At 36.0% G+C, this 24,438-nt stretch carries 19 protein-coding genes; 9 read left to right on the top strand and 10 right to left on the bottom strand.

Annotation, left to right across the window (positions count from 1 at the left end):
* Positions 1-251: 251 nt before the first annotated feature.
* Positions 252-1,940, top strand: coding sequence for a glycoside hydrolase family 28 protein (locus tag ASF10_RS22565; RefSeq protein WP_056254609.1), 1,689 nt, complete (start codon positions 252-254; stop codon positions 1,938-1,940).
* Positions 1,941-2,284: 344 nt separating this feature from the next.
* On the opposite strand, the gene ASF10_RS22570 is transcribed toward ASF10_RS22565, so the two are convergent.
* From ASF10_RS22570 to ASF10_RS22590, 5 genes are all read right to left on the bottom strand, one after another.
* Positions 2,285-3,115, bottom strand: a complete 831-nt coding sequence (locus ASF10_RS22570) for an amidohydrolase family protein (RefSeq protein ID WP_056254611.1) — start codon at positions 3,113-3,115, stop codon at positions 2,285-2,287.
* 5 nt (positions 3,116-3,120) lie between these two features.
* Positions 3,121-3,918, bottom strand: coding sequence for an SDR family oxidoreductase (locus ASF10_RS22575; RefSeq protein WP_056254614.1), 798 nt, complete (start codon positions 3,916-3,918; stop codon positions 3,121-3,123).
* A 92-nt stretch (positions 3,919-4,010) separates the two neighbouring features.
* Positions 4,011-5,024, bottom strand: a complete 1,014-nt coding sequence (locus ASF10_RS22580; protein ID WP_056254616.1) for a zinc-binding alcohol dehydrogenase family protein — start codon at positions 5,022-5,024, stop codon at positions 4,011-4,013.
* Positions 5,025-5,039: 15 nt separating this feature from the next.
* Positions 5,040-5,894, bottom strand: a complete 855-nt coding sequence (locus tag ASF10_RS22585) for a fumarylacetoacetate hydrolase family protein (RefSeq protein ID WP_056254619.1) — start codon at positions 5,892-5,894, stop codon at positions 5,040-5,042.
* Between the two features lie 194 nt (positions 5,895-6,088).
* Positions 6,089-6,853 (bottom strand): SDR family NAD(P)-dependent oxidoreductase, encoded by a 765-nt coding sequence (locus ASF10_RS22590; RefSeq protein WP_056254621.1) that lies wholly within the window; start codon positions 6,851-6,853, stop codon positions 6,089-6,091.
* A gap of 328 nt (positions 6,854-7,181) precedes the next feature.
* On the opposite strand from ASF10_RS22590, the gene ASF10_RS22595 reads away from it, so the two are divergent.
* The 7 genes from ASF10_RS22595 to fucP all read left to right on the top strand — a co-directional run bounded on the left by ASF10_RS22595 (position 7,182) and on the right by fucP (position 14,959).
* Complete coding sequence (locus ASF10_RS22595) at positions 7,182-8,330, top strand: ABC transporter substrate-binding protein (protein WP_056254623.1); 1,149 nt, start codon at positions 7,182-7,184, stop codon at positions 8,328-8,330.
* A complete protein-coding gene (locus ASF10_RS22600; RefSeq protein ID WP_056254626.1) occupies positions 8,327-9,475 on the top strand; it encodes a CaiB/BaiF CoA transferase family protein in 1,149 nt (382 codons plus the stop codon). Before ASF10_RS22595 ends, ASF10_RS22600 begins: the two co-directional genes overlap by 4 nt.
* Positions 9,472-10,611 carry a CaiB/BaiF CoA transferase family protein gene (locus tag ASF10_RS22605; protein ID WP_056254629.1) on the top strand — a complete coding sequence of 380 codons (1,140 nt, stop codon included), beginning with the start codon at positions 9,472-9,474 and terminating at the stop codon, positions 10,609-10,611. Before ASF10_RS22600 ends, ASF10_RS22605 begins: the two co-directional genes overlap by 4 nt.
* Entirely contained in the window at positions 10,611-11,837 is a 1,227-nt protein-coding gene (locus tag ASF10_RS22610) for an extracellular solute-binding protein (protein ID WP_056254633.1), read from the top strand. Before ASF10_RS22605 ends, ASF10_RS22610 begins: the two co-directional genes overlap by 1 nt.
* A 104-nt stretch (positions 11,838-11,941) precedes the next feature.
* Complete coding sequence (locus tag ASF10_RS22615; RefSeq protein ID WP_056254636.1) at positions 11,942-13,009, top strand: Gfo/Idh/MocA family protein; 1,068 nt, start codon at positions 11,942-11,944, stop codon at positions 13,007-13,009.
* Positions 13,010-13,091: 82 nt separating this feature from the next.
* Positions 13,092-13,538 (top strand): MaoC/PaaZ C-terminal domain-containing protein, encoded by a 447-nt coding sequence (locus ASF10_RS22620; protein ID WP_056254639.1) that lies wholly within the window; start codon positions 13,092-13,094, stop codon positions 13,536-13,538.
* A gap of 119 nt (positions 13,539-13,657) precedes the next feature.
* On the top strand, positions 13,658-14,959 hold the full coding sequence (gene fucP / locus ASF10_RS22625) for an L-fucose:H+ symporter permease (RefSeq protein ID WP_056254643.1): 1,302 nt from the start codon (positions 13,658-13,660) through the stop codon (positions 14,957-14,959).
* Positions 14,960-15,072: 113 nt separating this feature from the next.
* On the opposite strand, the gene ASF10_RS22630 is transcribed toward fucP, so the two are convergent.
* Positions 15,073-17,070, bottom strand: coding sequence for a protein-disulfide reductase DsbD family protein (locus ASF10_RS22630; protein ID WP_056254645.1), 1,998 nt, complete (start codon positions 17,068-17,070; stop codon positions 15,073-15,075).
* A gap of 129 nt (positions 17,071-17,199) precedes the next feature.
* On the opposite strand from ASF10_RS22630, the gene ASF10_RS24190 reads away from it, so the two are divergent.
* The gene (locus ASF10_RS24190; protein WP_131726573.1) at positions 17,200-17,385 is read left to right on the top strand and encodes a hypothetical protein; all 186 of its coding nucleotides are present in this window, start codon (positions 17,200-17,202) and stop codon (positions 17,383-17,385) included.
* 100 nt (positions 17,386-17,485) lie between these two features.
* On the opposite strand, the gene ASF10_RS22635 is transcribed toward ASF10_RS24190, so the two are convergent.
* The 4 genes from ASF10_RS22635 to ASF10_RS22650 form a co-directional block, all read right to left on the bottom strand.
* Complete coding sequence (locus tag ASF10_RS22635; RefSeq protein WP_056254650.1) at positions 17,486-20,275, bottom strand: M16 family metallopeptidase; 2,790 nt, start codon at positions 20,273-20,275, stop codon at positions 17,486-17,488.
* 201 nt (positions 20,276-20,476) lie between these two features.
* Entirely contained in the window at positions 20,477-21,610 is a 1,134-nt protein-coding gene (locus tag ASF10_RS22640) for a TlpA disulfide reductase family protein (protein ID WP_056254652.1), read from the bottom strand.
* A gap of 163 nt (positions 21,611-21,773) precedes the next feature.
* Positions 21,774-22,964: a TlpA disulfide reductase family protein gene (locus tag ASF10_RS22645; RefSeq protein WP_056254656.1), complete on the bottom strand. Its 1,191-nt coding sequence runs from the start codon at positions 22,962-22,964 to the stop codon at positions 21,774-21,776.
* Positions 22,965-23,030: 66 nt separating this feature from the next.
* Positions 23,031-24,437 carry a RagB/SusD family nutrient uptake outer membrane protein gene (locus tag ASF10_RS22650; RefSeq protein WP_056254659.1) on the bottom strand — a complete coding sequence of 469 codons (1,407 nt, stop codon included), beginning with the start codon at positions 24,435-24,437 and terminating at the stop codon, positions 23,031-23,033.
* Position 24,438: the final 1 nt, after the last annotated feature.

Genomic DNA, 24,438 nt, shown 5'->3' on the forward strand with positions numbered 1-24,438 from the left:
ACTCCTGTAATTCCTTAAAATCATCATGAAAAGCATAAATTGTTAACTTTTAACTTTTCTTTTGTGGCAAAAAAGGAACTTATTCAAGATTTTAAAATATTTTTTTATAGATTTGTGTAATCGATTACATTTATATTTATTTGTTTATCGATCTTCTTTTTTTCTTTATCAATAAAAAAACGAGGATGAATAAACAGATTTGACAAATAAAGTTTTCTTTACAACTAAACTATTAACCAAATTCAACAAGAATGAAAATGAATCCCATTCACCTTTTACGCTTTGCTGTGGCAATCCTGATTGCAGGTTTTTCGCAAATTAATATGGCCCAAAATTCAAAGTCTTATGACACTTATAAAAACATTGAATTTAAAATGGCAAAAGTCAAAGAGCCTGTAATTCCAAAAAACAGTGTAAACATTAAAGATTTTGGTGCTGTAAATGGCGGTTATGTTTTGAATACGAAGGCTTTCGCCGATGCTATAGACGCGGTTTCAAAAAAAGGCGGTGGAAAAGTAATTATCCCTCCAGGAATCTGGCTTACAGGACCAATTATCTTAAAAAGCAATCTGGAACTTCATGCTGAAACCGGGGCTTTAATCAAGTTTTCGCCAGACAAAAGTTTATATCCAATTATAGAAACCAGCTTTGAAGGTTTGAATACCTGGCGTTGCATCTCTCCTATTTATGGTAAAAATCTTGAGAATATCGCTTTTACCGGAAGCGGTGTCTGGGATGGTTCTGGCGAAGTTTGGAGACAAGTTAAAAAGAGTAAATTAACAGATAGCCAATGGAAAAAGTTTGTCTCTTCTGGTGGTGTTTTAAATGATAAAAAAGACAGTTGGTATCCATCTGAAGTTTTTATGAATGCTTCTAAAGGTGCTGATCAAAACGTGCGTCCGGATTTAAAAACGAAAGAAGAATTTGAAAAAATTCATGACTTTTTGCGTCCTGTTTTGGTGAGTATTCAAAATAGTAAAAGAGTTTTGTTTGACGGACCTGTTTTTCAAAATTCTCCGGCATGGAATATTCATCCGTTAATGGTTGAGGATTTAATTGTTCGAAATGTTACGGTTCGTAATCCTTGGTATTCTCAAAATGGCGACGGTCTTGATGTAGAATCCTGTAAAAATGTGATCATCGAAAACTCAAGTTTTGATGTGGGCGACGATGCTATTTGCATTAAATCCGGAAAAGATAAAGACGGTCGCGATCGTGGTGTTCCCTGCGAAAATATTATCGTAAAAAACAATATCGTTTATCACGGACACGGCGGTGTAACCGTTGGAAGTGAGATGTCTGGCGGAGTAAAAAACCTTCACGTATCGAACTGTACTTTTATGGGAACTGATGTTGGTCTTCGTTTTAAAAGTAACCGCGGACGTGGCGGTGTAGTCGAAAACATTTATATTTCTGATATTTTTATGACTGATATTCCGTCTCAGGCGATTTCTTTTAATTTATATTACGGAGGAAAATCTATCGCAGAAACCCTAGAAGAAGGCGGAGATAAAATCATCAATAAAGCAATGCCTGTAACGGTAGAAACGCCACAATTTAAAAACATTTCGATCAAAAATATCACTATTAATGGCGCGCAACAAGCGGTATTTTTACAAGGTTTACCTGAAATGAATTTAGAAAATATCGAAATCTCTAACTTAACGGTTAAAGCCGAAAAAGGATTCTCGATTATTGATGCTAACGGAATCAAAATCAGCAATGCAAAACTAGATATTGCTGCAAGCAATGTATTCGAAATTTACAATGGTAAAAACTTGTCTTTAAAAAATATAGATTTTAATTCTACATCAGCAAAAGCAGTTTCTGTAAACGGTGAAGCTTCTCAGAATATCGAATTTGTATCTTCTCCAGGAGTAGATTTTTCTAAGACAACTACTGTTGGCGAAACGGTTCCTAAAGATGCTGTGAAGTTTTAAAGAATTGTTAGAAGTTAAATGCGAAAAGGCAGGCTATTCAAATTGAATAGCCTGCCTTTTTTTTATTCTTTTCAACGGATTAAAAACATTTCTATGGAATTTTACAAGAAGAGTTCCGCAGGAACGGTGAATATTGTAGGGATGGATTTTAATCCATTCTACGCAATAAAAATCGCCAATCTTTGTCGAGTTCCTTGTGAGGATTTCTCCTTCGTCGAAATGACAATATTGTGGTTACTTTATGTTTTTATTACTATTTTTTATCGTCAACGTAAACCTGACAGGTTTTAAAAACCTGTCAGGTTCAAATATTGAAATCAAAATGACAATACTTTACGATTACTTTATAATTTATAAAAGGAAACCGCATTCTCAAACCAAATTTTATTCTGGTCTTCTATCGAAAGTTGTTGCATATAATCTTCTAAAGTTCGTACCACTTCTGAGTAATCTGAAGCAACATTAAGAACGGGCCAATCTGATCCGAACATTAATTTTTGGGTAGTGAAATTTTCAAAAACAACATCCAGATAAGGTTTTAAATCATCAGCTTTCCAGTTGTTCCAATTGGCTTCTGTGACCATACCTGAGATTTTGCAGTTTACATTTTCATATTTCGAAATTTCTTCAATTCCTTTTTTCCACGAAGCAATATCTCCAGATTTAATATCCGGTTTAGCAATATGATCAATCACAAATTGCTGATCCGGAAAATCCTGAACCAAACTGATTGCTGCCCGTAACTGACGATGAAAAATAAGAATATCGTAGGTATAATTAAAAGGTTTTAAAGCCGAAATTCCGTTACGAAAATCTTCTCTAAACATAAAATCATCAGCTTCGCCTTGTACAACATGACGAAATCCTTTTAACTTTTTATGAGTAGAAAAATGCTCTAATCGTTCTGTAATATTCTCATCCCGAAGATCAACCCAACCTACAATTCCTTTTATGAAATCATTTTTTGAAGCCAAATCAACAAGAAAATTAGTTTCATCTTCAGACTGACTTGCCTGAACAGCAACACAACCAGAAAATTGATTTTGTTGCAACAAAGGCAAAAGATTTTCGGGCAAAAAATCCCTTTGAATCTTTTGCATCGAATCATCAATCCAACTATCGCGAACGGGATCAAATTTCCAAAAATGCTGATGTGAATCTATACGATTACTCATCTTTATTAATTTACATCGCTAATTAAGGCACGATCAAGATGCACGTAACCGCCATCTACAAAAACAAATTGTCCCGTTGTATGCGAGGAACGATCTGAGATAATAAAAAGTGACGTGTCTGCAATTTCTTCTGTTTTGGTCATTCTGCTTTCAAACGGAATGCTCTTATTGATTTTCTTTAAAACAGTTTCACCATCTTCCAGCGTTTTAATCCAATCTTCGTATGCGGGCGTATAACTTTCTGCAATAATAATCGCGTTAGAACGAATTCCAAACTGGATCAAATCAACTGCCCATTCTCTGGTTAATCCTAAAACTCCGCCTTTCGCAGCAGCGTAACCAGATGTTCCGCCTTGCCCGGTTAAAGCGACTTTAGAACCAATATTCAGGATGTTACCTTTTGATTCTTTTAAGTACGGAAGCGCATATTTTACCAGTAAAAAGTAGCTTACCACATTCAGTTTCAAAGAATCCATAAATTCCTCGTAACTCGCATCTAAGCCAGCGCCGTCGTTTACTCCAACATTGTTTATTACTACATCGATTCTGCCATATTTTTGAATTATTTTTTTAACGGCATTTTCGATTTCAACGGGATCAGTAACATCGGTTTGAACAAATAAAGAATTTATTCCTCTTTTTTGAAACGCCTCCGCATAATCAAATCCTCTGCTGTTTCTGTCAATCAAAACCGGAATACCGCCTTCATCTGCAATGCGATTAATTATCGTTTCTCCAATACTTCCCTGCTTTCCGGCTGAACCTGAAACAACTATAATTTTATCTTTTAAATTTAAATCCATTTTTTTGTGATTATTAAGGTTATCTAGTTAAACCCGACAGGTTTTAAAAACCTGTCGGGTTTCCTTTGATTGTAAATTCTACAGATACTAGTTTATTCTATTTCAATCAACGCTTTTATTACATTATTTTTTGGGTCAATCAATTTTCCAAAATCGTTGATCATTTCTGAGAAACTGGTTCTGTGCGTTATGTATTTCTTTGGATCAATTTTTCCGTTTTTAAGACATTCCATTACATATTCAAAATCCTGAATCGTAGCGTTTCTGCTGCTCATTAAAGTAGATTCTCTTTTATGAAAATCAGGATGACTAAACGTTAATTCGCCTTTTTGAAGTCCAACCAAAACGAATCTTCCGCCATGCGAAATATAGTTAAAAGCATTATTCATCACCTTTTGGTTTCCGGTTGCATCGATAACGACATTTGCCATATCGCCATTGGTTAATTCAGATAATTTAGCGCTTACATCTTCGTTTAACGGATTTATGGTCGCATCGGCATTTAGTTCATTTTTACAAAAATCCAAACGGTATTCGTTGATATCCATTACGATAACTTTTGCTCCGGCAATTTTAGCAAACTGGATTAGTCCAATACCAATTGGTCCGGCACCCATTACCAGAACAGTATCATTGGGTCCAACGGCTGCTCTTCTAACTCCGTGCGCTGCAATTGCTAATGGTTCAACCAAAGCCAATTGATCGTAATCTAATCCTTGACCGTGCAGTAAATATTGCTCTGGTATCGTAACATATTCCGCCATTCCGCCATCAATATGAACGCCAAAAACTTTGATATTTACACAACAATTGGTTAATCCATTTCTGCAAGCCACACATTTTCCGCAATTGAAATACGGAATAAAAGTTACTTTATCTCCCGGCTCAAAACCTTTTGCATTTCCTTTAATATATTCTGCAGCCAATTCATGACCTAAAATTCTGGGATATTCAAAATAAGGCTGTGTTCCGCCAAAAGCATGAATATCAGTCCCGCAGATTCCAATTCTCTTTATCTTTAATAATACTTCACCTTCTTTAGGTTCGGGTATTTCTTTTTCTTTTAATTTAAATTCCTGTGGTTTTTCACATACAATAAATTTCATCATAGATTTTTTAGATTACTTTTTGTAGTCAACCGCAGTTTGTTTACTGGTACCTAAACCTTCAATTCCAAGTTCTACAACATCGCCCGCTTTAAGATAAATTGGTTCTGGTTTAATACCTAATCCAACTCCCGGAGGCGTTCCTGTACTGATAATATCGCCCGGAAGCAAGGTCATAAACTGACTTAAATAATACAATAAGTACGGAATTTTAAAAACTAGATTTAAAGTATTACTGTCTTGGTATTTTTTACCATTCACCGTAAGCCACATCGATAAATTATCTACATCTTTTACTTCGTCTTTTGTTGCTAAAAAGGGTCCAAGAGGCGCAAATGTATCACAGCCTTTTCCTTTTGCCCATTGTCCGCCGCGTTCTATCTGAAATTCTCTTTCGCTATAATCATTTAATAAAGCATAACCTGCAACATAGTCCAGCGCTTCGGCTTCATCAACATAACTTGCTTTTTTACCTACAACAAATGCCAGTTCAACTTCCCAGTCGGTTTTTACACTGTTTTTAGGAATAATAACATCATCATCAGGACCGCATAAAGATGTAGTTGATTTAAAAAAGATGATTGGTTCTGTTGGGATTGGCGCTCCGGTTTCTTTACAGTGATCTACATAATTTAGACCAATACATATTATTTTTGAAGGTCTCCCCACCGGAGATCCTAAACGTACATTTGCAGCTACTTCTGGTAAAGTAGGATTACTGTCTAATGCTTTTTGTAATTTTTCTAAACCGTTTTCTTCAAAAAAACTTTCGTTAAAGTCTGAAACGATTGCCGAAACATCATATCTTTTTTCACCTATTAAAACTCCTGGTTTTTCTTTTCCTATTTCTCCAAAACGTATTAATTTCATTTTTTTATTTTTTAAGATTCTAAGTCGCTATGGTTCTGAGGTTCTAAGTTTTTTACCCCTAGTATCTTAGAATTTCAGCTCCTTTTTTAATTATTTTTTTAAGTTATAAGTTCAATTGTTACTAAAAACTCTAAGTATAAAAAACCTTAGCATCTTAGTATCTCAGTCCCGAGGCTTCGGGATAGTCCCTTTTCTCAGTTATTTAATTTAATAAACCCTCCGTCGATTGGGTAATCGCTTCCGGTGATAAATCCTGCTTCGTCGCTGCATAAATACAAGGCTAGAGCCGCAATTTCATCCGGTTTTCCCATACGTCCAATGGGTTGTGATTGTGATAGTTTTTCGAACATTTCAGCTTCTTTTCCGGCGTAATTTTTCGAAATAAAACCATCTACAAATGGTGTGTGAACTCTGGCTGGAGATACGGAATTGCAACGGATATTTTCGCCAATATAATCCTTGGCAACAGATAAAGTCATTGCCATAACCGCACCTTTTGCCGTAGAATAAGCAAACCTGTCCGGAATACCAACCCATGCCGCAATAGATGCCATATTGAGAATTACCCCACCTTTTGAAAGTCGCAATTGCGGAATCGCGGCAAACAAGCAATTGTAAACTCCTTTTACGTTTACCTCCATCACACGATCAAAATCAGCTTCTGGTGTGGTGTCTACTTTGCCCACATGAGCAATTCCAGCATTATTAATCAAGATGTGAATATTGCCAATGGCTTCAAATGTCGCAGTAACCTCTTTTTGGTTCGCTACATTACAGGCGTGCGAAAAAACATTTCCTCCTAATTTTTTGATATCTTCAACTGCTTCCTGAGCACTTTCAATCGTTAAATCTAATATGTGAACTTCTGCACCTTGTTTGGCAAAAAGCGTTGCTATTGCTCTGCCTATTCCGCTGCCGCCTCCGGTTACCACAGCTTTTTTATTTTGTAATGAAAACATTTTTTATTGTATTTAGTCCTTAAATTATATTGTTGTAGTCTTGTAAAATTAATAAATGTAAAAAACACAATTACAAATGTAATTTTTAATCTCAATATTCTGAGAAATATTTTATTTATTTCCTCTAAAAATAATCATAGTTTAATATATTATAACATTTTCTATATCATTTGTAAAAAAACTACACTGTAGATTCATATACTGCAAAAAATGACTGTTAATAAATGAAACATTTATTGCTCAATTCAATCTTATTTCTATTTTTGTAATTGTATTTTTTACATTTATTATTTTTCACCCTATATCATCATCAATAAAATATCAAAAAATGACAGTATTAAAAGGGATAACCTGGAATCACACAAGAGGTTTATTACCAATGGTTGCTACAGCACAGCGTTTTACAGAATTAAATCCAAATATTGAAATCACTTGGGAAAAAAGAAGTTTACAGGAATTTGCAGATGCATCGATCGAGGATTTAGCAAAAAGATTCGATTTATTGGTGATCGATCATCCCTGGACAGGCTTTGGAGCGCACACAAACGCAATCCTTCCCCTATCTGATTATCTTTCGAATGAATATATAAAAGATCAGGAAGTTAATACAGTTGGAAAATCTTATGGAAGCTACGTTTTTAGCAACAAACTTTGGGCATTACCTATCGATGCAGCGACTCCGGTTGCGGCAGCACGTTTGGATATTTTAGAAAAACAAGGTTTAAAAGTGCCTCAGACTTACGATGATTTATTGGCTTTAGCCAAAAAAGGATTGGTCGCTTTTGCCGGAATTCCGGTTGATGTTCTTATGAGTTTTTATATGTATTGCTGCAGTTTGGGCGAAGCTCCTTTTTTATCTGATGAAAAAGTAATCTCGGTAGAAACCGGAAAAAAAGCGTTGAAACTATTTCGTGAATTAGCACAATTAATAGATCCTGCGAATTTTAATCGAAATCCAATTCAGGTTTATGAAGCAATGGTAAATTCTGATGAAATTGCCTACTGCCCTTTTGCTTATGGATATTCGAACTATTCGAGAACGGGTTACAGCAAAAATTTACTTCATTTTTATGATTTGGTTCGTTTGAATAATAACCCTATGATTAGTTCCCTTGGCGGAACCGGATTAGCCGTTTCATCGTTCAGCAAACACATTCCTGAAGCGATTAAATATGCCGAATTTACCGGATCTTCTCATGTTCAGCAAAATATATTCGTGGACAATGGCGGACAACCCGGACATTTGCAAGCCTGGAAAAGTGACCGAATTAACGGAGTTACACATGATTATTTTAAGAATACTTTACCGGCGTTAGAACGCGCATTTTTGCGCCCAAGATATTCCGGACATATGTATTTTCAGGATCATGCCGGCGATGTGGTTCGCGATTATCTAATGAATGGCGGAAATGAAGAATTGGTTTTAGAAGCTCTGAATTCGCTTTATGCAAAATCCCTAAACCTGCAAACAACATGAGACCGTTAGAAGGATTAGTTGTGTTGGAGTTTTGCCAGTTTTTGGCAGGTCCTTCGGCGGGATTAAAGTTGGCTGATTTAGGCGCCAGAGTCATTAAAATCGAACGACCAATAAAAGGTGAAGCTTGCAGGCAATTGAGCATCAAGGATCTATTTGTAGACGATAGCAGTTTACTCTTTCATACCATTAACAGAAATAAAGAATCTTTTGCCGCTGATCTTAAAAATCCGGAAGATTTGATTTTGATAAAAAAACTGATCGCTGAGGCAGATATTATGACACATAATTTCAGACCGGGTGTGATGGAAAAAATTGGATTGGATTTTAAGGAAACACTGGCGATCAACCCAAAAATAATCTACGGAACGATTACAGGTTACGGCAATATTGGTCCGTGGGTAAAAAAACCGGGACAGGATTTATTGCTGCAATCCTTATCCGGATTGAGTTGGTTAAGCGGCAGAAAAAGTCAGGAACCTGTTCCGTTTGGTTTGGCTGTAGCCGATTTAATGTGCGGAAACCATTTCGTTCAGGGAATTTTAGCGGCTTTGCTTAAAAGAGCCAAAACCGGAAAAGGAGTTTTGGTCGAAGTAAGTTTGTTAGAATCGGTTTTAGACGTTCAGTTCGAAGCGATTACTTCTTTCTTAAATGATGGCGATCAATTGCCGGAAAGAGGCGATGTAAAAGGAAGTGCGCATGCTTTTTTGAGCGCTCCTTATGGCGTTTACCAAACTCTTGACGGTTATCTTTCTCTGGCAATGGGCGATTTAATTTTTATAGGAAATGTACTTGGCGTTGATTTAAACGCATATGTAGAAAAGCCTCTTTGGTTCGAAAAAAGAGATGAAATCAGAACCATATTAGCACAGAAATTATTAACTCAAACAGCTGATTATTGGATTGCATTACTTCAAAAAGAAGGAATCTGGTGCGGAAAAGTATTTAATTATGAAGAATTAGACAGTCAGCCTTTTGTAAACGAATTGCACTTGAAACAAACCGTTAAAAATTCTGATGGTGCAACTTTGGTTACAACCCGAAGTCCAATTCAGCTTGACGGAAAAATTTTAACCAGTATGAAAGCCGCTCCTAAAGTTGGAGAAGATAATCAAAACATACACGAACAATTTTTAAAAAACGCATGAAGCCATTAGAAGATTATTTAATAGTAGATTTTAGCCAGTTTCTTTCCGGTCCGTCAGCGAGTTTGCGATTGGCAGATTTGGGTGCGCGCGTGATAAAAATTGAAAAACCGGGAACAGGCGATATCTGTAGAACCTTATATACATCTGATTTGATTATGAATGGCGAATCTTCTGTTTTTCACACCATTAACAGAAATAAAGAATCATTTGCCATTGATTTTAAACAACCGGAAGAACTCGAAAAATTAAAAAAATTACTGGCTAAAGCTGATGTCGTTATGCATAATTTCAGACCCGGAGTTATGGAGCGCGTGGGTTTAAGTTATGATGATTTAAAAGCCATAAATCCAACGGTGGTTTACGCTTCAATTTCAGGGTTTGGCAATCATCCGGATTTAAAAGATTTACCGGGACAGGATTTGTTATTGCAATCTTTAACGGCTTTGACCTGGCTGAGTGGAAATCAGGAAGATGGTCCGGTACCAATGGGTTTATCCATTGTCGATATGTTGGCGGGAGCACATTTGGTCCAGGGAATTTTAGCTGCTTTGTATCGAAAAGCAACTCATAATATTGGCGCTTCGGTTCAGGTAAGTATGCTCGAATCGGCTTTTGATTTTCAGTTTGAAACGATTACAACTTATTTTAATGATGGCGGCGAATTGCCTGTCAGGACAAAAACGAATAATGCCCACGCTTATTTGGGTGCGCCATACGGAATTTATAAAACCAAAAATGGCTTTTTAGCTTTGGCAATGGGTTCAATTCCGGTTTTGGCTTCGCTTTTAAAATGTGATGAACTTCTTGCATTTCCTGAAAATAAATTTGCTTTAAGAGACGAAATAAAGAACATTCTGGCTTTGCATTTACAAACTCAGAATACTGATTTCTGGCTGAATATTTTAGAACCCGCAGACATTTGGTGTGCCGGAGTTTTAAACTATCAGGAACTTTTTGCTCAGGAAGGTTTTAAGGTTTTAGAATTTACGCAGAAAGTAACAATGCTTGACGGATATACTTATGAAACAACACGTTGCCCCATTAAAATAGACGGTGAATATTTTACTTCAAGTAAAGGTTCTCCAAAATTAGGACAGGATAATGAGAAAATTATTAAAGAATTTATAGCTCTATAATGGAAAAAATAAGAGTCGCTGTCCGCAAATTTGATCCTTTCGAAAGTACGCTGCAAAAGCTATGGGATTTATTTTGCTTAAAATATAATATTGCTGTCGAGGCAGAAATGGTTCCGCTGGAATTACATGATCTTTATGAAGAAACGATCACGAATAAAGGTTTAAAAAACGGCAAATGGGATATTGCACATATTAATACAGATTGGATATTTGATGCTGTAAACCAAAAAGCAGTTCTGGATCTAACCTCTCTTATTAGTCAAAATCCACCGCAGGATTATCCTGAAGGATGGCATAATTCGCTATTGCATTTACAACAAATAAAAAACGGAACATACGGATTACCGTTTCATGACGGACCGGAATGTCTTATTTTTAGAAAAGATTTATTCGGAAATAATACGGAGAAAGAGAACTTTAATAAACAATTTGGCTACGAATTAAATCCTCCAAAAACATGGGAACAATTTGTGCAAATAGCAGAGTTTTTTAATCGTCCGGAAGAAAATTTTTATGGTTGTATTTTTGCCAATTTTCCGGATGGACATAATATGGTTTTTGATTTTTGCCTGCAATTATGGACCAGAGGCGGATCTTTATTAAATGCAGAAAATAAAATCGATATTAATAATCCGGCATCAATTCAAGCTTTGGATTTTTACAGAATTCTTGTAAACAACAAAAATGCTGTTCACCCAAAGTCTAAAAATTTTGGTTCTGTCGAAGCAGGAATGGCTTTCGCCGAAGGGCAAGCCGCTATGGCAATAAATTGGTTTGGATTTGCCTCGATGTGTGAAGTGATCGATGAATCGAAAGTAAAAGGCAAAGTCGATATTGCTGAACTTCCTTGTGATATAAATCATAAAACGGCTTCGCTAAATGTGTATTGGTTGTACACTATTGGTATTGGAAGTAAAAATAAAGCACTTGCCTACGACTTTTTGAGATTTGCGACGACGCCAAAAAGTGACAAATTATTAACCAACGAAGGCGGAATTGGTTGTCGTAAATCAACCTGGACAGATCCTGAAATCAATAAAACGATTCCGTATTATCATAAACTCGAAATGTTGCATGAAAATGCTTTGACTTTGCCACAAACGCATATCTGGCCAAAAGTGACAGAATTAATAGATCAAATGGTTTTGAAAGCAATTGAAAGCGATATTTCGTCTGAAAAACTAATCGAAGAAACTCAGAATGAGATTGAAAAATTAACGAGCTAAAACTTGGAGTAAACTTGATAAAGTTTCATCGGGAAAACTCAAAAAACTTTGCAACTAATTCCCGATGCTTCGGGATAGCAGCTTAGAACCTTAAACTAAAAAATATGAATATTCCATATAAACCTAAATTACCCAAAACCAACCAACCTATTATCATTATTGGCGCAAGCGGCATTGTAAAAGATGCACATTTGCCTGCTTATGAAATGGCTGGTTTCTCAGTTTTTGGTATAACGAATAGAACCATTTCAAAAGCACACGATCTGGCAAAACAATTCAAAATAGCTCATGTTTTTGAGAATGTGGCTGATGCGGTTAAAAATGCGCCATCAAATGCTGTTTACGACATTACGGTTCTACCCGATCAATACATCGAAATTCTGGAACAATTGCCTGACGGAGCCGCAGTTCTGATTCAGAAACCAATGGGAAATGATCTTGCACAGGCACGAGAAATCGTAGCCGTTTGTGAGCGTAAAAATCTGGTTGCGGCAATTAATTTTCAACTGCGTTTTGCGTCTTTCGTGAGTGCTGCACGCTCAATAATCGATCAGGGAATTATTGGAGAATTGTATGATTTTGAATTTAAAGTTACCGTAAACACGCCATGGGAATTGTTCCCGTTGATTAAGGAACATCCCAGATTAGAAATTCTTTTTCATAGTGTTCACTATATCGATTGCATTAGGTCATTTTTAGGAAATCCGAAAGGTGTGATGGCAAAAACAGCGAAACATCCGCTAAAAAAATTATCCTCTTGCCGTTCTACAATCATTGTAGATTATGGAGAAGATAAACATGTTGTCATCAATACCAATCACGATCATCATTTTGGACCTAAACACGAAGAAAGTTACATAAAATGGGAAGGAACAAAAGGCGCCATTAAAGCAAAAATGGGTTTATTAATGAATTATCCGGATGGTTTGCCGGATGAATTTGAATATGCTTTAACCAATGAAAAAGGCGAATACGAATGGCAAAAAATCGAGCTTGAAGGTTCATGGTTTCCTGAAGCTTTCATTGGCACAATGTCAAATTTAATGCGCTTTAAAGAAGGTTCAGATACCAAATTACTGGCAAGTGTTCAGGACGTTCTGGACACAATGAAAGTAGTCGAAGCCTGTTATATCAGTAACCAAAACGGAGGAGTTTCTCTTGACGAATTATAAAATTAGTCGAAAGTCTCAAGTCTTAAAGTCAAAAGTAAGTGACTTTATGACTTGAGATTTTACAACTTTCAAACTAAAATATATGTATTTCAAATCAACATTTTTCGAAGAATATCAAATTGGTGACAAGCGCGTCACTTTTGGACGAACGATTACAGAAACCGATTTTGTGGTTCACGCGGGACATACGGGAGATTTTTTTCCGCATCATATGGATGAAGAATGGTGCAAGACACAACCTTTTGGTCAACGTATCGCTCACGGAACAATGGTTTTTAGTATCGGAATTGGTTTAACAGCCTCAGAAATTAATCCTGAAGCATTTTCTAAGGGTTATGACCGAATGCGATTTGTAAAACCGGTTCACATTGGTGATACCATTCATTCTGAAATCACTATCTCAGAAAAAGGCGAAGCCAAAAAGCCCGATATGGGAACTGTCACAGAACACGTAGAAATTATCAATCAAAGAGGTGAAGTAGTTTTAGTCTGCGATCACTTACTTCTGGTCAAAAAAAATGTTTTTTAAGGTTTAAAGGCGCAGAGATTCATAGAAACAAAGGTTTACCTACTTAGAACCTCTATTAATATCAACAATTAACCATCAACAATTAACAATCATCTATAAACTATCAACCTAAAAAACTCATGCAAATAACCAACCAAACCGGCGATCAACACGAAGTCGCTTCAGAAACAGGCTCGGGCAAAAAATATCTTCTGCCTTTTATATTAATCACCAGCTTATTTTTCTTGTGGGGAATGGCTCATGGTCTTGACGGAATTTTGATTCCGCATTTAAAAAAAGCATGCCAGCTCAACAACAGACAATCTACATTAATCGATACCTCGATCTTTTTTGCCTATTTTATAATGGCAATTCCGGCGGGAATTATTATCAAAAAAATTGGCTATAAAAACAGTATTATTACTGGTTTACTCGTTTTTGCTGCGGGAGCATTTTTATTTGTACCGGCTGCAAACACGAGAACTTATGAACTTTTTTTACTGGCCTTATTTATTATTGGCTGCGGATTAACAATTCTCGAAACCAGCGCTAATCCTTACGCAGCTATTTTAGGGCCGCCGGAATCTTCTTCTACAAGATTAAATTTAGCGGCTTCTTTTAATGGTTTGGCTGTAACTCTGGCTCCTTTGCTTGGAGGTGTTTTTATACTTTCGGGCGTTAATCATTCGCCAGAACAATTAGCTTCAATGCCAGATGCTACAAGGGCTGCTTATTTATTAGAAGAAGCTTCGACCGTAAAATTGCCTTATATTATTTTAGGAAGTGTATTGGTTTTAGTAGCAGTTGTATTTTATTTTATGCACTTGCCGTCTATGAAATCTCAGCAATCAGAAAATGAAGTAAAACCCGGATTCTTTTCTGTATTGAAATTTTCGCATTTAAGCTGGGCTGTTGTCGCACAATTTTTTTATGTTGGGGCACAAGTTTGTATCACCAGTTTTTTTGTACGAATAGCACAAAAAGAAGCTGGACTAGATGAAAAAACAGCGGCTTATTATCTTGGTATTTATGGCTTTTTGTTTATGATGGGGCGATTTAGCGGCACGTTTTTCTTAAAATTTGTTAAAGATTATATCTTACTTTCTATCTATTGTATCATAAGCATTTTTCTTTGTTTGGTGGCTATTTACGGCTCAGGTATTTATATCATTTATGCACTTGGCGGAATCGGATTTTTTATGTCGATTATGTTTCCTACGATTTTTTCTTTGGGATTAACAGGCTTAAAATCAAATACCGAAACAGGTTCTTCGTGGTTGGTTATGTCTATTGTTGGTGGTGCAATCCTACCGTACGCAATGGGAACTTTAATCGATATGAAACACGATGACATTCAATCCGGATATATTATTCCGTTGGTTTGTTTTGTTATTATTTTATCTTTTGGTTTATACGGACATAAAGTAAAAACGGTGCAATAATCTTTGCTCTTTATAAAATAAAAAAGGGTTGAATCAAAATATGTGATTCAACCCTTTTGATTTATAATTTGGATTAGAAAATTAGTCTCGAATTACAACGTTGCAATAAAAGCTTATTTTTTGAAATTTCTGATTCCTGTATTCAACCAATTGTAATAGTTTTCGATATCAGGATTATATGCCGAAGGTTCTGTTAAACTGGCGCTGTTATGATCTACAATTACATAAAATGGCTGAGCGTTTGCCTTATAGGTTTTAATTTGTAAATCGCTCCATTTATTACCAATTGTTTTTATTTTTTTACCGGTAGTTTCAGAAATGTATTGTTCGTTTTCCGGCAATTCTTTTTTATCATCAACATATAATGAAATCAAAACTATGTCGTTTTTCAGAACGCTCAGAACCTTAGAATCTGACCAAACCAGTTCTTCCATTTTTCTGCAATTTACACAGGCATAACCTGTAAAATCCAAAAGAACAGGCTTTCCTGCTTTCCTGGCAAATTCCATTCCTTTTTGATAATCATGAAAAGTGATGATATTTTGCGGACCAAACTCTGCTCCTTCCGGCAAAGTTGTTTTTGTTTCGCCTGAATTTTTAGAAGATCCAAAACCATCCGGCGATTCGCTGTAATGCATTGGTGGCGGAAAACCGCTGATTAACTTTAACGGTGCGCCAAAAAGTCCCGGAATCAGATAAATCGTGAAACTCAAAACAAGTAATCCGAAAGTTAATCTTCCTACTGAAATATGATTTAATGGTGAATCGTGCGGCAACGTAATTTTTCCGAATAAGTAAAGCGCGAGAACTCCAAAAACAGCAATCCAGATGGTTAAGAATACTTCTCTTTCCAGCCAATGTAATTGCAAAACCAGATCAGCATTAGATAAAAATTTAAAAGCCAAAGCCAATTCCAGAAAGCCTAAAACTACTTTTACAGTATTCAGCCATCCGCCGGATTTTGGCAATGCATTGAGCCAACCCGGAAAAGCTGCAAATAATGAAAATGGTAATGCGATTGCGATCGAAAATCCTAACATTCCCACGATTGGTGCAATCCCGCCTTTTGAAGCAGCTTCGACCAATAAAGTTCCTACGATTGGACCGGTACAAGAAAAAGATACGATTGCCAACGCCAGCGCCATAAAGAAAATCCCTATTAATCCTCCTCTGTCTGCTTGCGAATCTACTTTATTGGCAAGTGAATTGGGGAGCATAATTTCGAAAGCTCCTAAAAAAGAACAGGCAAAAACTACTAATAAAACAAAGAATATCAGGTTGAACCAAACATTTGTAGAAAGTGCATTCAGGGAATCTGCACCAAAAACAGCGGTTACAATCGAACCTAATAAAACGTAGATAATCACGATCGAAAATGCGTAGATCAAAGCGTTTCTGATTCCGGCTGCTTTGGTTTTGCTTTGCTTGGTAAAATAACTTACGGTCATTGGGATCATCGGGAAAACGCAAGGTGTTAGCAAAGCGGCAAAACCGGACAAAAAGGCGATTATAAAAATGCTTATTAATCCTCTTGATTCATTTTTTTTAGTGTGATTTACAATTGCTTTTTCCTGGGTTTTAGCAACTGTATTTTCTGCTGTTTGTACAGAATCTCCTTTAGCAACAACAACAGTTTCGTCGGCAGAAGCCAACTTTTTGGCATTCGGGATTTTAAATGATAATTCTTCAGATGATGGCGGTAAACAATTGCTGTCATCACAAACCATAAATTGTACTTCGGCAGCGATGTTTGAAATCTCATCTGATGTAAATTTTATCTTCTGTGTAAAAACAGCTTTGTCTTCAAAATACTTGATTTTCATATCAAAGATTTTATCGACGGTTTCATGTCCTTTGTCTTCTGTAGTTTTTCCTATTAATTCGAATTTTTTCCGGGTGTTTTTAAATGTAAAAGCGGTTGGCGAAGGTCCGCCTTCTTCCATATATTGTCCGTATAAATGCCAGCCGGATTGAATTACTGCCTGGGCTTTTAGAATATATTCTTTGTCTGCTGTTTTTTCTACAGTTGTTGTCCATTTTACCGGATTGTATATTTGCCCAAATATGCTGCAGCTCAAAAGCAGCATAAAGGTTATTATGGTATTTTTCATTTGGTTTTTGGGTTTGATTTTTGAAAAAAAAGAGCTGTTGGCAAACAGCTCTTTTAGGGTCTTTCTTAGAAAATTGCTTACTAATTCAGTTTCTAATGTGAAAAAATGAAAGACTACTATTAAAAATTTTTGTTTCAGGTTTCAGGTTTCAGGTTTCAGGTTTCAGGTTTCAGGTTTCAGGTTTCAGGTTTCAGGTTTCAGGTTTGGATTGCGGTAACTTTGTCAAGGTTTTGGGCTTTTTTAGAGTTTACCTATCAAGTGAATATTCGCAATCATTGTCATTTCGAGGAACGAGAAATCTTCGTAAGAAACTAACGCAAAGTATTTCCTAAATTATGGAGCTACTTGCGAAGATTTCTCGTTCCTCGAAATGACAAAAAAAATGCGCATAATCTCAGGAAACCTTTATCTTCTCTTATTGCAAAGGTTTACCTTCTTTATCCAATGAACCGGATTTAATGACAATCATTTTATCTAACTGAATGTATTTTTTGATTGCATTATTGACTTGATCCAAGGTTGCTTTTTCGATATCTTTAGGATATTGTTCGATGTAATCTGGTTCTAAACCTCGTTCTATAAAACTCAAAATTGTTCTTGCCATTCCGTTTGTCGTAGACATTCCTACTTTAAAGCTTCCTATTAAATTGGTTTTCTTGTTTTCCAGTTCTTCTGTGGTAATTCCGTTTTTCACCCATTTATCAACCTGAACCATTGTTGCGTCTAGTCCTTTTTGAAATAATGTTGGATTAAATGAAGCATTTACCATCCAGTAACCGCCAGTATTAATGTTTCCTCCCATTCCTGATGAAATACTATAAGTTAATCCGTCGTTATCACGAACGGTTTGCATTAAACGTCCGGCAAAACCTGCTCCTAAAGTATAATTGGCGATGTAAAACGGAATGTAATCAGCATCGGCTCTTTTTAAACCTGTATATTGACCTATGAATAATTCGGCACTTGGTTTTTCGGCAATTGTAATGATCTCTGTTTTAGAAGGTGATTTTACAGCTTCTTCAAATTTCATGTTTTCTACAACTCCGCCATTCCAGTTTTTGAATGCTTTTTTTAGGGCAACATTTAAATTTGCTCCTTCTGTATCTCCCACAATTACAAGATGCATCGACGCTGGCCCAAAATATTTTTTATGAAAGGCTTTCACCTCATCAAGGGTTGCATTCTTGATATTTGCAATATTATCTTCTACGCTTAAACTATAATTTGGATTTGCTTTTGGATAAATTGCCTGCGATAATGCAATACTTCCCCTCTCGTCCGGATCGTTTAAACTTTGTTGTGTGTTGCCTGTAAATTGTTGTTTCAGGCTTTCAAATTCTTTGGCATCAAACAGCGGATTTCTTAATTCTTCTGCCAATAAAACAATAACCGGATCGAGATCTTTTTTGAGGCATTTAAATCCAATATTTACTTTAAAAACAGAAGCATTTACATTTATGTTTACTCCTAATTTTTGCAGTTTTTCAGAGAATTTAAACTTGTCGTTTAGCGTTGTTCCTTTTGATAACATAGAGGCTGTTAAGGACGGAATCATCGTATTTTTTGTTTCGTTTGCATAGTTTCCTAATGAAATACTGGCTGAAACGGTAACAAAATCTTTAGCCGAAGTTTTTACCGAAACGACATCAATTCCTGCTACTTTTTCTCTTTTATAAGCTGATGCTGTTTTTTCGATTCTATTTTCTGCTGCAATTTCTGTAGCGTTTTTTATTTCTTCTGATGAAATATTTTTTGAAATTTCTTTGTGATCGTGTCCGTGTTTTGGATCTCTGTAATAAAACGGTCCGTTTTCTGGCATAAAATTATTGGCTTGAGCCGAATCTTTATTTTGCGCACCATTTTGTTTCGGAATAAAATATCCGGTTGTACTTTGATCTTCAACCAGATATTTCTGCGCAACTCGAAGAACATCTGCGGGAGTTACTTTTTTCAATCGGTGAACTCCGGTAATATAATCTGTCCAGTCGCCGGCTGCAATGGCTTCGTTTAACTCAGATGCAATTACTCCTGAACCGTCGCGCGCCAAAATAGTTTGTGCACTAATTTTTGCTACTACACGATTTACCTCATCCTGGGTAACGCCATCTTTCTGAATTTTAGCAATAACTTCACTTATTTTTGCATCGATATCTTCGTGTTTCGAGGTTGTAGGAAATCCAACTCCAATCGTGAAAAGTCCCACTTCTTTAAAATTTGTAGCATTTGCATAAGCGTAAATTCCCATGCGGGTATCTACGAAAGTTTTGCTCAAAATAGCCGAAGGTCCGGAACCAATGATTTCCCCTAGAATATTCAAAGCGGGCAAATCTTCGTGTAAAGCACCCGGAATTTTATAAGCTTTGTTTACCACGCCCAATTCCCCCGGTTTTTTTACTACAATTTTACGTGGTCCGTATTGTTGTGGTTCTTCTGTATAAGGTTGTGGCATTGCGTTTGGCGCTTTTGTAATTTTACCAAAATACTGCTCGATTAATTCGAATACATTCTCTTTTTTAAAATCTCCAATTATGGTTAATGTCGCATTATCCGGCCAATAATAGGTGTTGTAAAAATTACGCAATACTTCGATTGGTGCTTTCTCTATATCAGATTTCCAGCCTATTGTAGAATGATGATACGGATGCGCAATATATGCCGAAGCCCATATTTCTTTGTCTAACAAACTATTTGGATCGTTTTCGCCTCGTTCGAATTCGTTACGGACTACGGTCATTTCGGCTTCTTTATCTTCTTTTAGTAATAAAGAATTTCGCATTCTGTCCGCTTCAATCTGGAGCGCCAATGCAATTTTATCGCTTGGCAAAGTTTCAAAATAATTCGTACGATCGTACCAGGTTGTAGCGTTTAGTTGCGCTCCGGTGTTTTGAAGGACATCTGTAATTGTTTTTCCGTTTTTCTTATTGAAAGTTGGCGTTCCTTTAAACATTAAATGTTCTAAAAGATGGGTTGATCCGGTGTTTCCTAAAACTTCATTTTTAGAACCTACACGATATACAATTTGCACAGTTACAACGGGTGAAGCATTGTCCTGCAAAAGCAAAACATTCATGCCGTTTGGCTGATACAAATACTCTTCTATTCCGCCTAACTCTTTTACCTTCTTAAAGTTAACGGATTTATTCTGCGCCGAAACAAGCATACAGAAAGCTAATGAGCAATAGCCCAGAAAGATATATTTTTTCATTTTTTATGATATTTTTTTATAGTGTTCAGTTTTCAGTTTTCAGTCGCAGTCTTCAGTTTGCAGTCGCAGTTTGCAGTCGCAGTTTGCAGTTAGCAGTTTTCACTGAGACTGAGACTGTGACTTTGACTGTGACTGAGACTGAGACTGCGACTGAAGACTGAGACTGAAGACTGCGACTAAAAACTGTGACTAAAAACTTCTTTAAGATTTACTAAAAATTTCTTTCAATTTAGACTGAAGTTCTGCTTCTCTCAGGTTTTTAGCAATGATTTTTCCGTCTGGTCCAATTAAGTAATTGGTTGGTACTAATTTTACACCGTATAAAGTTGCTACTTCATTTTGCCAACCTTTTAAGTCTGAAACATGTGTCCAGGTTAATCCGTCTTTTTCGATTGCTTTTTCCCAAAGTTTCTTTTTATCATCCAGTGAAACTCCCAAAACATTAAATCCTTTATCGTGATACGTTTTATAGGCTAAAACTACGTTTGGATTTTCTTTGCGACATGGTCCGCACCAGCTAGCCCAGAAATCTACCAAAACATATTTGCCTTTGTAGTCTGATAATTTTACGATTTTTCCGTTTACATCTGTTTGAGAAAATTGTGGCGCAACAGCTCCCGGAGCAGTTTTGTCGTTTAGGTCAATTGTTGCTTTTAATTGTTTGCCGTAAACTGATTTCTGAATTTCCGGTGTTAAAACTGCGTAGTATTTTTTTACTTGTTCCGGTGTTCCGTAAGATACTATACGGTCGCTGATTACTAATGCTGAACCAATTTTATCTTTGTTTTTCAGGATATATTTATCTGTCAAATCATCGGCGAAAACCTGAAGATCTTTCCATTTTTTATCCATCATGATTTGTTGTTCCGGTGTTAATTTTACTTTTCCGTTTTGCTGTAAGGAATCCGATAATTTGTAAATAGGTCCGGCAATTGCTTGTATTTTTTTGAATTCATTTTTATAATATGACTGGTAGATATCGTTTTGTGTGGCTCCGGTAATTTTCGCTTTAAAAATGGAATCTTTTTTGGCTTCAACTTTAATATTTTCATTATCTAATAAAAGAAAAGCACCGTATTCTTGTCCTTTCAATTTTATGGTGTACAATAAAGGCTCATTTACTTTTCCTTCAAATATAAAAGCGCCTGCTTTTATTTGGGTAGAATCTACAATTTGTTTGTTTCCTTTTTCATCTGTGTTTTCCAGATAAACAGTTCCTTTATCTAATCCGGCAATTGTACCGTTAATGGTGTAACCTTCCTTTTTAGTGCAGGAAGTAATTGTGGTTATGAACGCTAATGCGGCTAAACCTGATTTTAAGATTGTACTTTTCATGTTGTTATTTTTTTGTTGTTACGATGTGTTTTTTTTTATAGTCGCAGTTTTTAGTATTCAGTCGCAGTCGCAGTTTTTAATATCAGTATTCGACTGATTAACGGCACTGAATACTGCAACTGCGACTGAATTGCGACTGCGACTGAATACTAAGAACTATAAACTACGATTTCAAAAGTTCTTTTAATTTTTCTTCTAATGCAGCGCCTCTTAAGTTATCGCTTATAATTATGCCTTTACTATCTACTAAATAAGTGGCGGGAATTGTTTTTACATTAAAAGCATTGCTTACTTTGTTATCGTCTAAAAGATTGTGCCATTGCATGTTTTCCTGCCCCAGCGCTTTAAGCCAAGCTTTTTGATCTTTGTCGATTGAGATGCTTAAAATTTCAAACCCTTTATCCGAATAAGCGGCATAGGCTGTTTTTAAATTCGGAATTTCTTTTCGACACGGACCGCACCACGATGCCCAAAAGTCTATTAGAATGTATTTTTTTCCTGCTGTGATATCTTTTACATTCAATGCTTTTCCGTCTTTGTCATTTAAGGCAAAATTGGAAAGATTTGTCCCTACCAACGATTTAGGATTTACTTCCTTTTCTACCAATTGTCCGTAATAACTTTTCTTGGCTGTTTCAGAAAATTGTTCAAAAACTGGCTTTTGGTCAGGTGTAAAATAACTGTATTGTGTCAGCATAAAAAATGGTCCCCACCAGGTAGCTTTGTGCTTTGCTATTAAATTTTCAGAACTGGATTGTACTTTGGCAAAAAAGGCTTTTTCATCTGCTTCAAATTTTTTCCATTCTGGTGAGTTTCCAATAGAATCCATTAGCTTTTTATTTCCTGCTGTTCTGGCTTTTCCATATAAATTAGAAATGGCTTCGGTTCCTTTGTGATATGCTGCGTAGTCATTGTTTAAATCTTCCCTGAAAGCCGTTTCTTTTTTGAAATAATCATTTGATTTTGATCCTGTAACTACTTCATTTTTAAAATTGATTCTTTCATTCTCTTTTGAAGTTTCGGCTTCTGCTGTTACTTTTATTTTAGAATTTTCAATCAGAACGGGAATATATCCTTTGTTTTTTCCAAAGGAAAGATAAAATAAACGTGGTTCTTTTAATTTTCCTGTAAAGCTAAATTTGCCGTCTTTACTTGTAGTTTCTGCAACCGCGTTTTCCGATGAATGTGTTGCTCCGGGAATCAACTCAATTGTGGTTCCGTCACTTAATCCTTTTATACTTCCTTCAAGAATATATGATTGTGGAGCTGCCTTTTTTGTCTGTGCCTGATTGCTGTATGAAATCATGGAAAGCCCCAGACATAATCCGAATATTTTATATTTAATTGTATTCATATTTTGATTGCAGTTTTAGAAAAAGCTTCCTTTTCAGGGTTCTTAATCAGGAAGCTTTTAAGATTTTTATTTGTCTACATTTTGGGTAATTGTTCCGTTACCAGGGTTTTTAGTCGCGCCCTGAGGAAATGGCATTGTCCATAAATGAGAGGTTGACGATAAAGTATAGGTTGTTCCTGCATCTACTTTTGAGAAACTCACTTTATAAATTCCTTCTGCATTTAAACGACGCGCATCTGCAAAAGGAATAAGGGTTAAAATAAGTTCGTTATTCTTGGTTTTAAAAATAGCGTTTAATGCAGCCGTTTTATCTGTAGTTACAATATCCTGATACAAAACCGGAAGTATACGGGTTTTGCGAACTGTATTAAGTACTGTTAATGCATCGCTTATTTGTCCTGCTCGTGCCAGACATTCTGCTTTGATCAAATAAATTTCTACAGTTGTAATTCCGCCATAATTAAACATGCCTGACAAGGTTCTTCTGTAATAGGTTTCTACACCAACGGTCCTGATTTTCCAACGTGATTTAAAGCGGACATCTCCGGCTTCAAAACGCTGCGCACGGTCTACAGGAATACTAAATTCTGTAGATAAATAAGTGGTAGCGCCATGACGATACGTATAATTCTCAACATAATCATATCCCATTGGTGATGGTGTATTGGTATAAGAATTAGGCAAATCGATTATGGTTTTATTAGTGGTATAATAGGCGTTCCAGTCGTATAGTTTATTGTTTTCGGCAAGAGCCAGATTTGCATATTTTAAAGCTTCGGTATAATTACTCATTTGCAAATAAACGCGGGAATAAAACGCATAACCTGCTCCTAGATTAGGATGCAAAGCGGTTTGCGAAACTTTTGGTAAATAAGGCAATGCTTCTTTTACATCTGTCAGGATAAAATCATACAGTTCCTGAATAGTTACTTGTTTGCTTGGCGCATTAATATCTGCACTTGTAATTAAAGGCACTGATAATTTTGTCGATGCTGTTGATGCCTCGTAAGTATCTGCATAAAAATTTACCAGATTATAGTATGACATGGCGCGTAAAATTTTTGCTTCTGCCCAAACCACTCTTTTTTCAGCTTCCGTTGCTTCTGTTGTGGTTAAGGCATTCGAAATAATCAAATTAAAAGTAGAAATTCCTGCATATTGTCCGTAATACAATCTTTCGTCTGATTGTTTTAATTCGATACGATCAGCGGTTTCATCCCACATATAATTAGCTTTTGTCAAACGCTCAGCAGCGAGAGTGGCTACATCGATAAATTTATCGTTCATGAGGTTTAACGCTTGTGCTGCATCTACACTTTGGTTGGTGTATTCGTCACGAATAAAAGCTTCATAATCAGCTAGTGTTGTTGGTATTTTAGATCCTTTTGGTGCATCATTCAAATAATTATCACAAGATGCTACAACCAATCCTAATGCTAAAATGTATAGTATATTTATATATATATTTTTCATA

The organism is Flavobacterium sp. Leaf82, from assembly GCF_001422725.1.
Lineage (GTDB): Bacteria > Bacteroidota > Bacteroidia > Flavobacteriales > Flavobacteriaceae > Flavobacterium.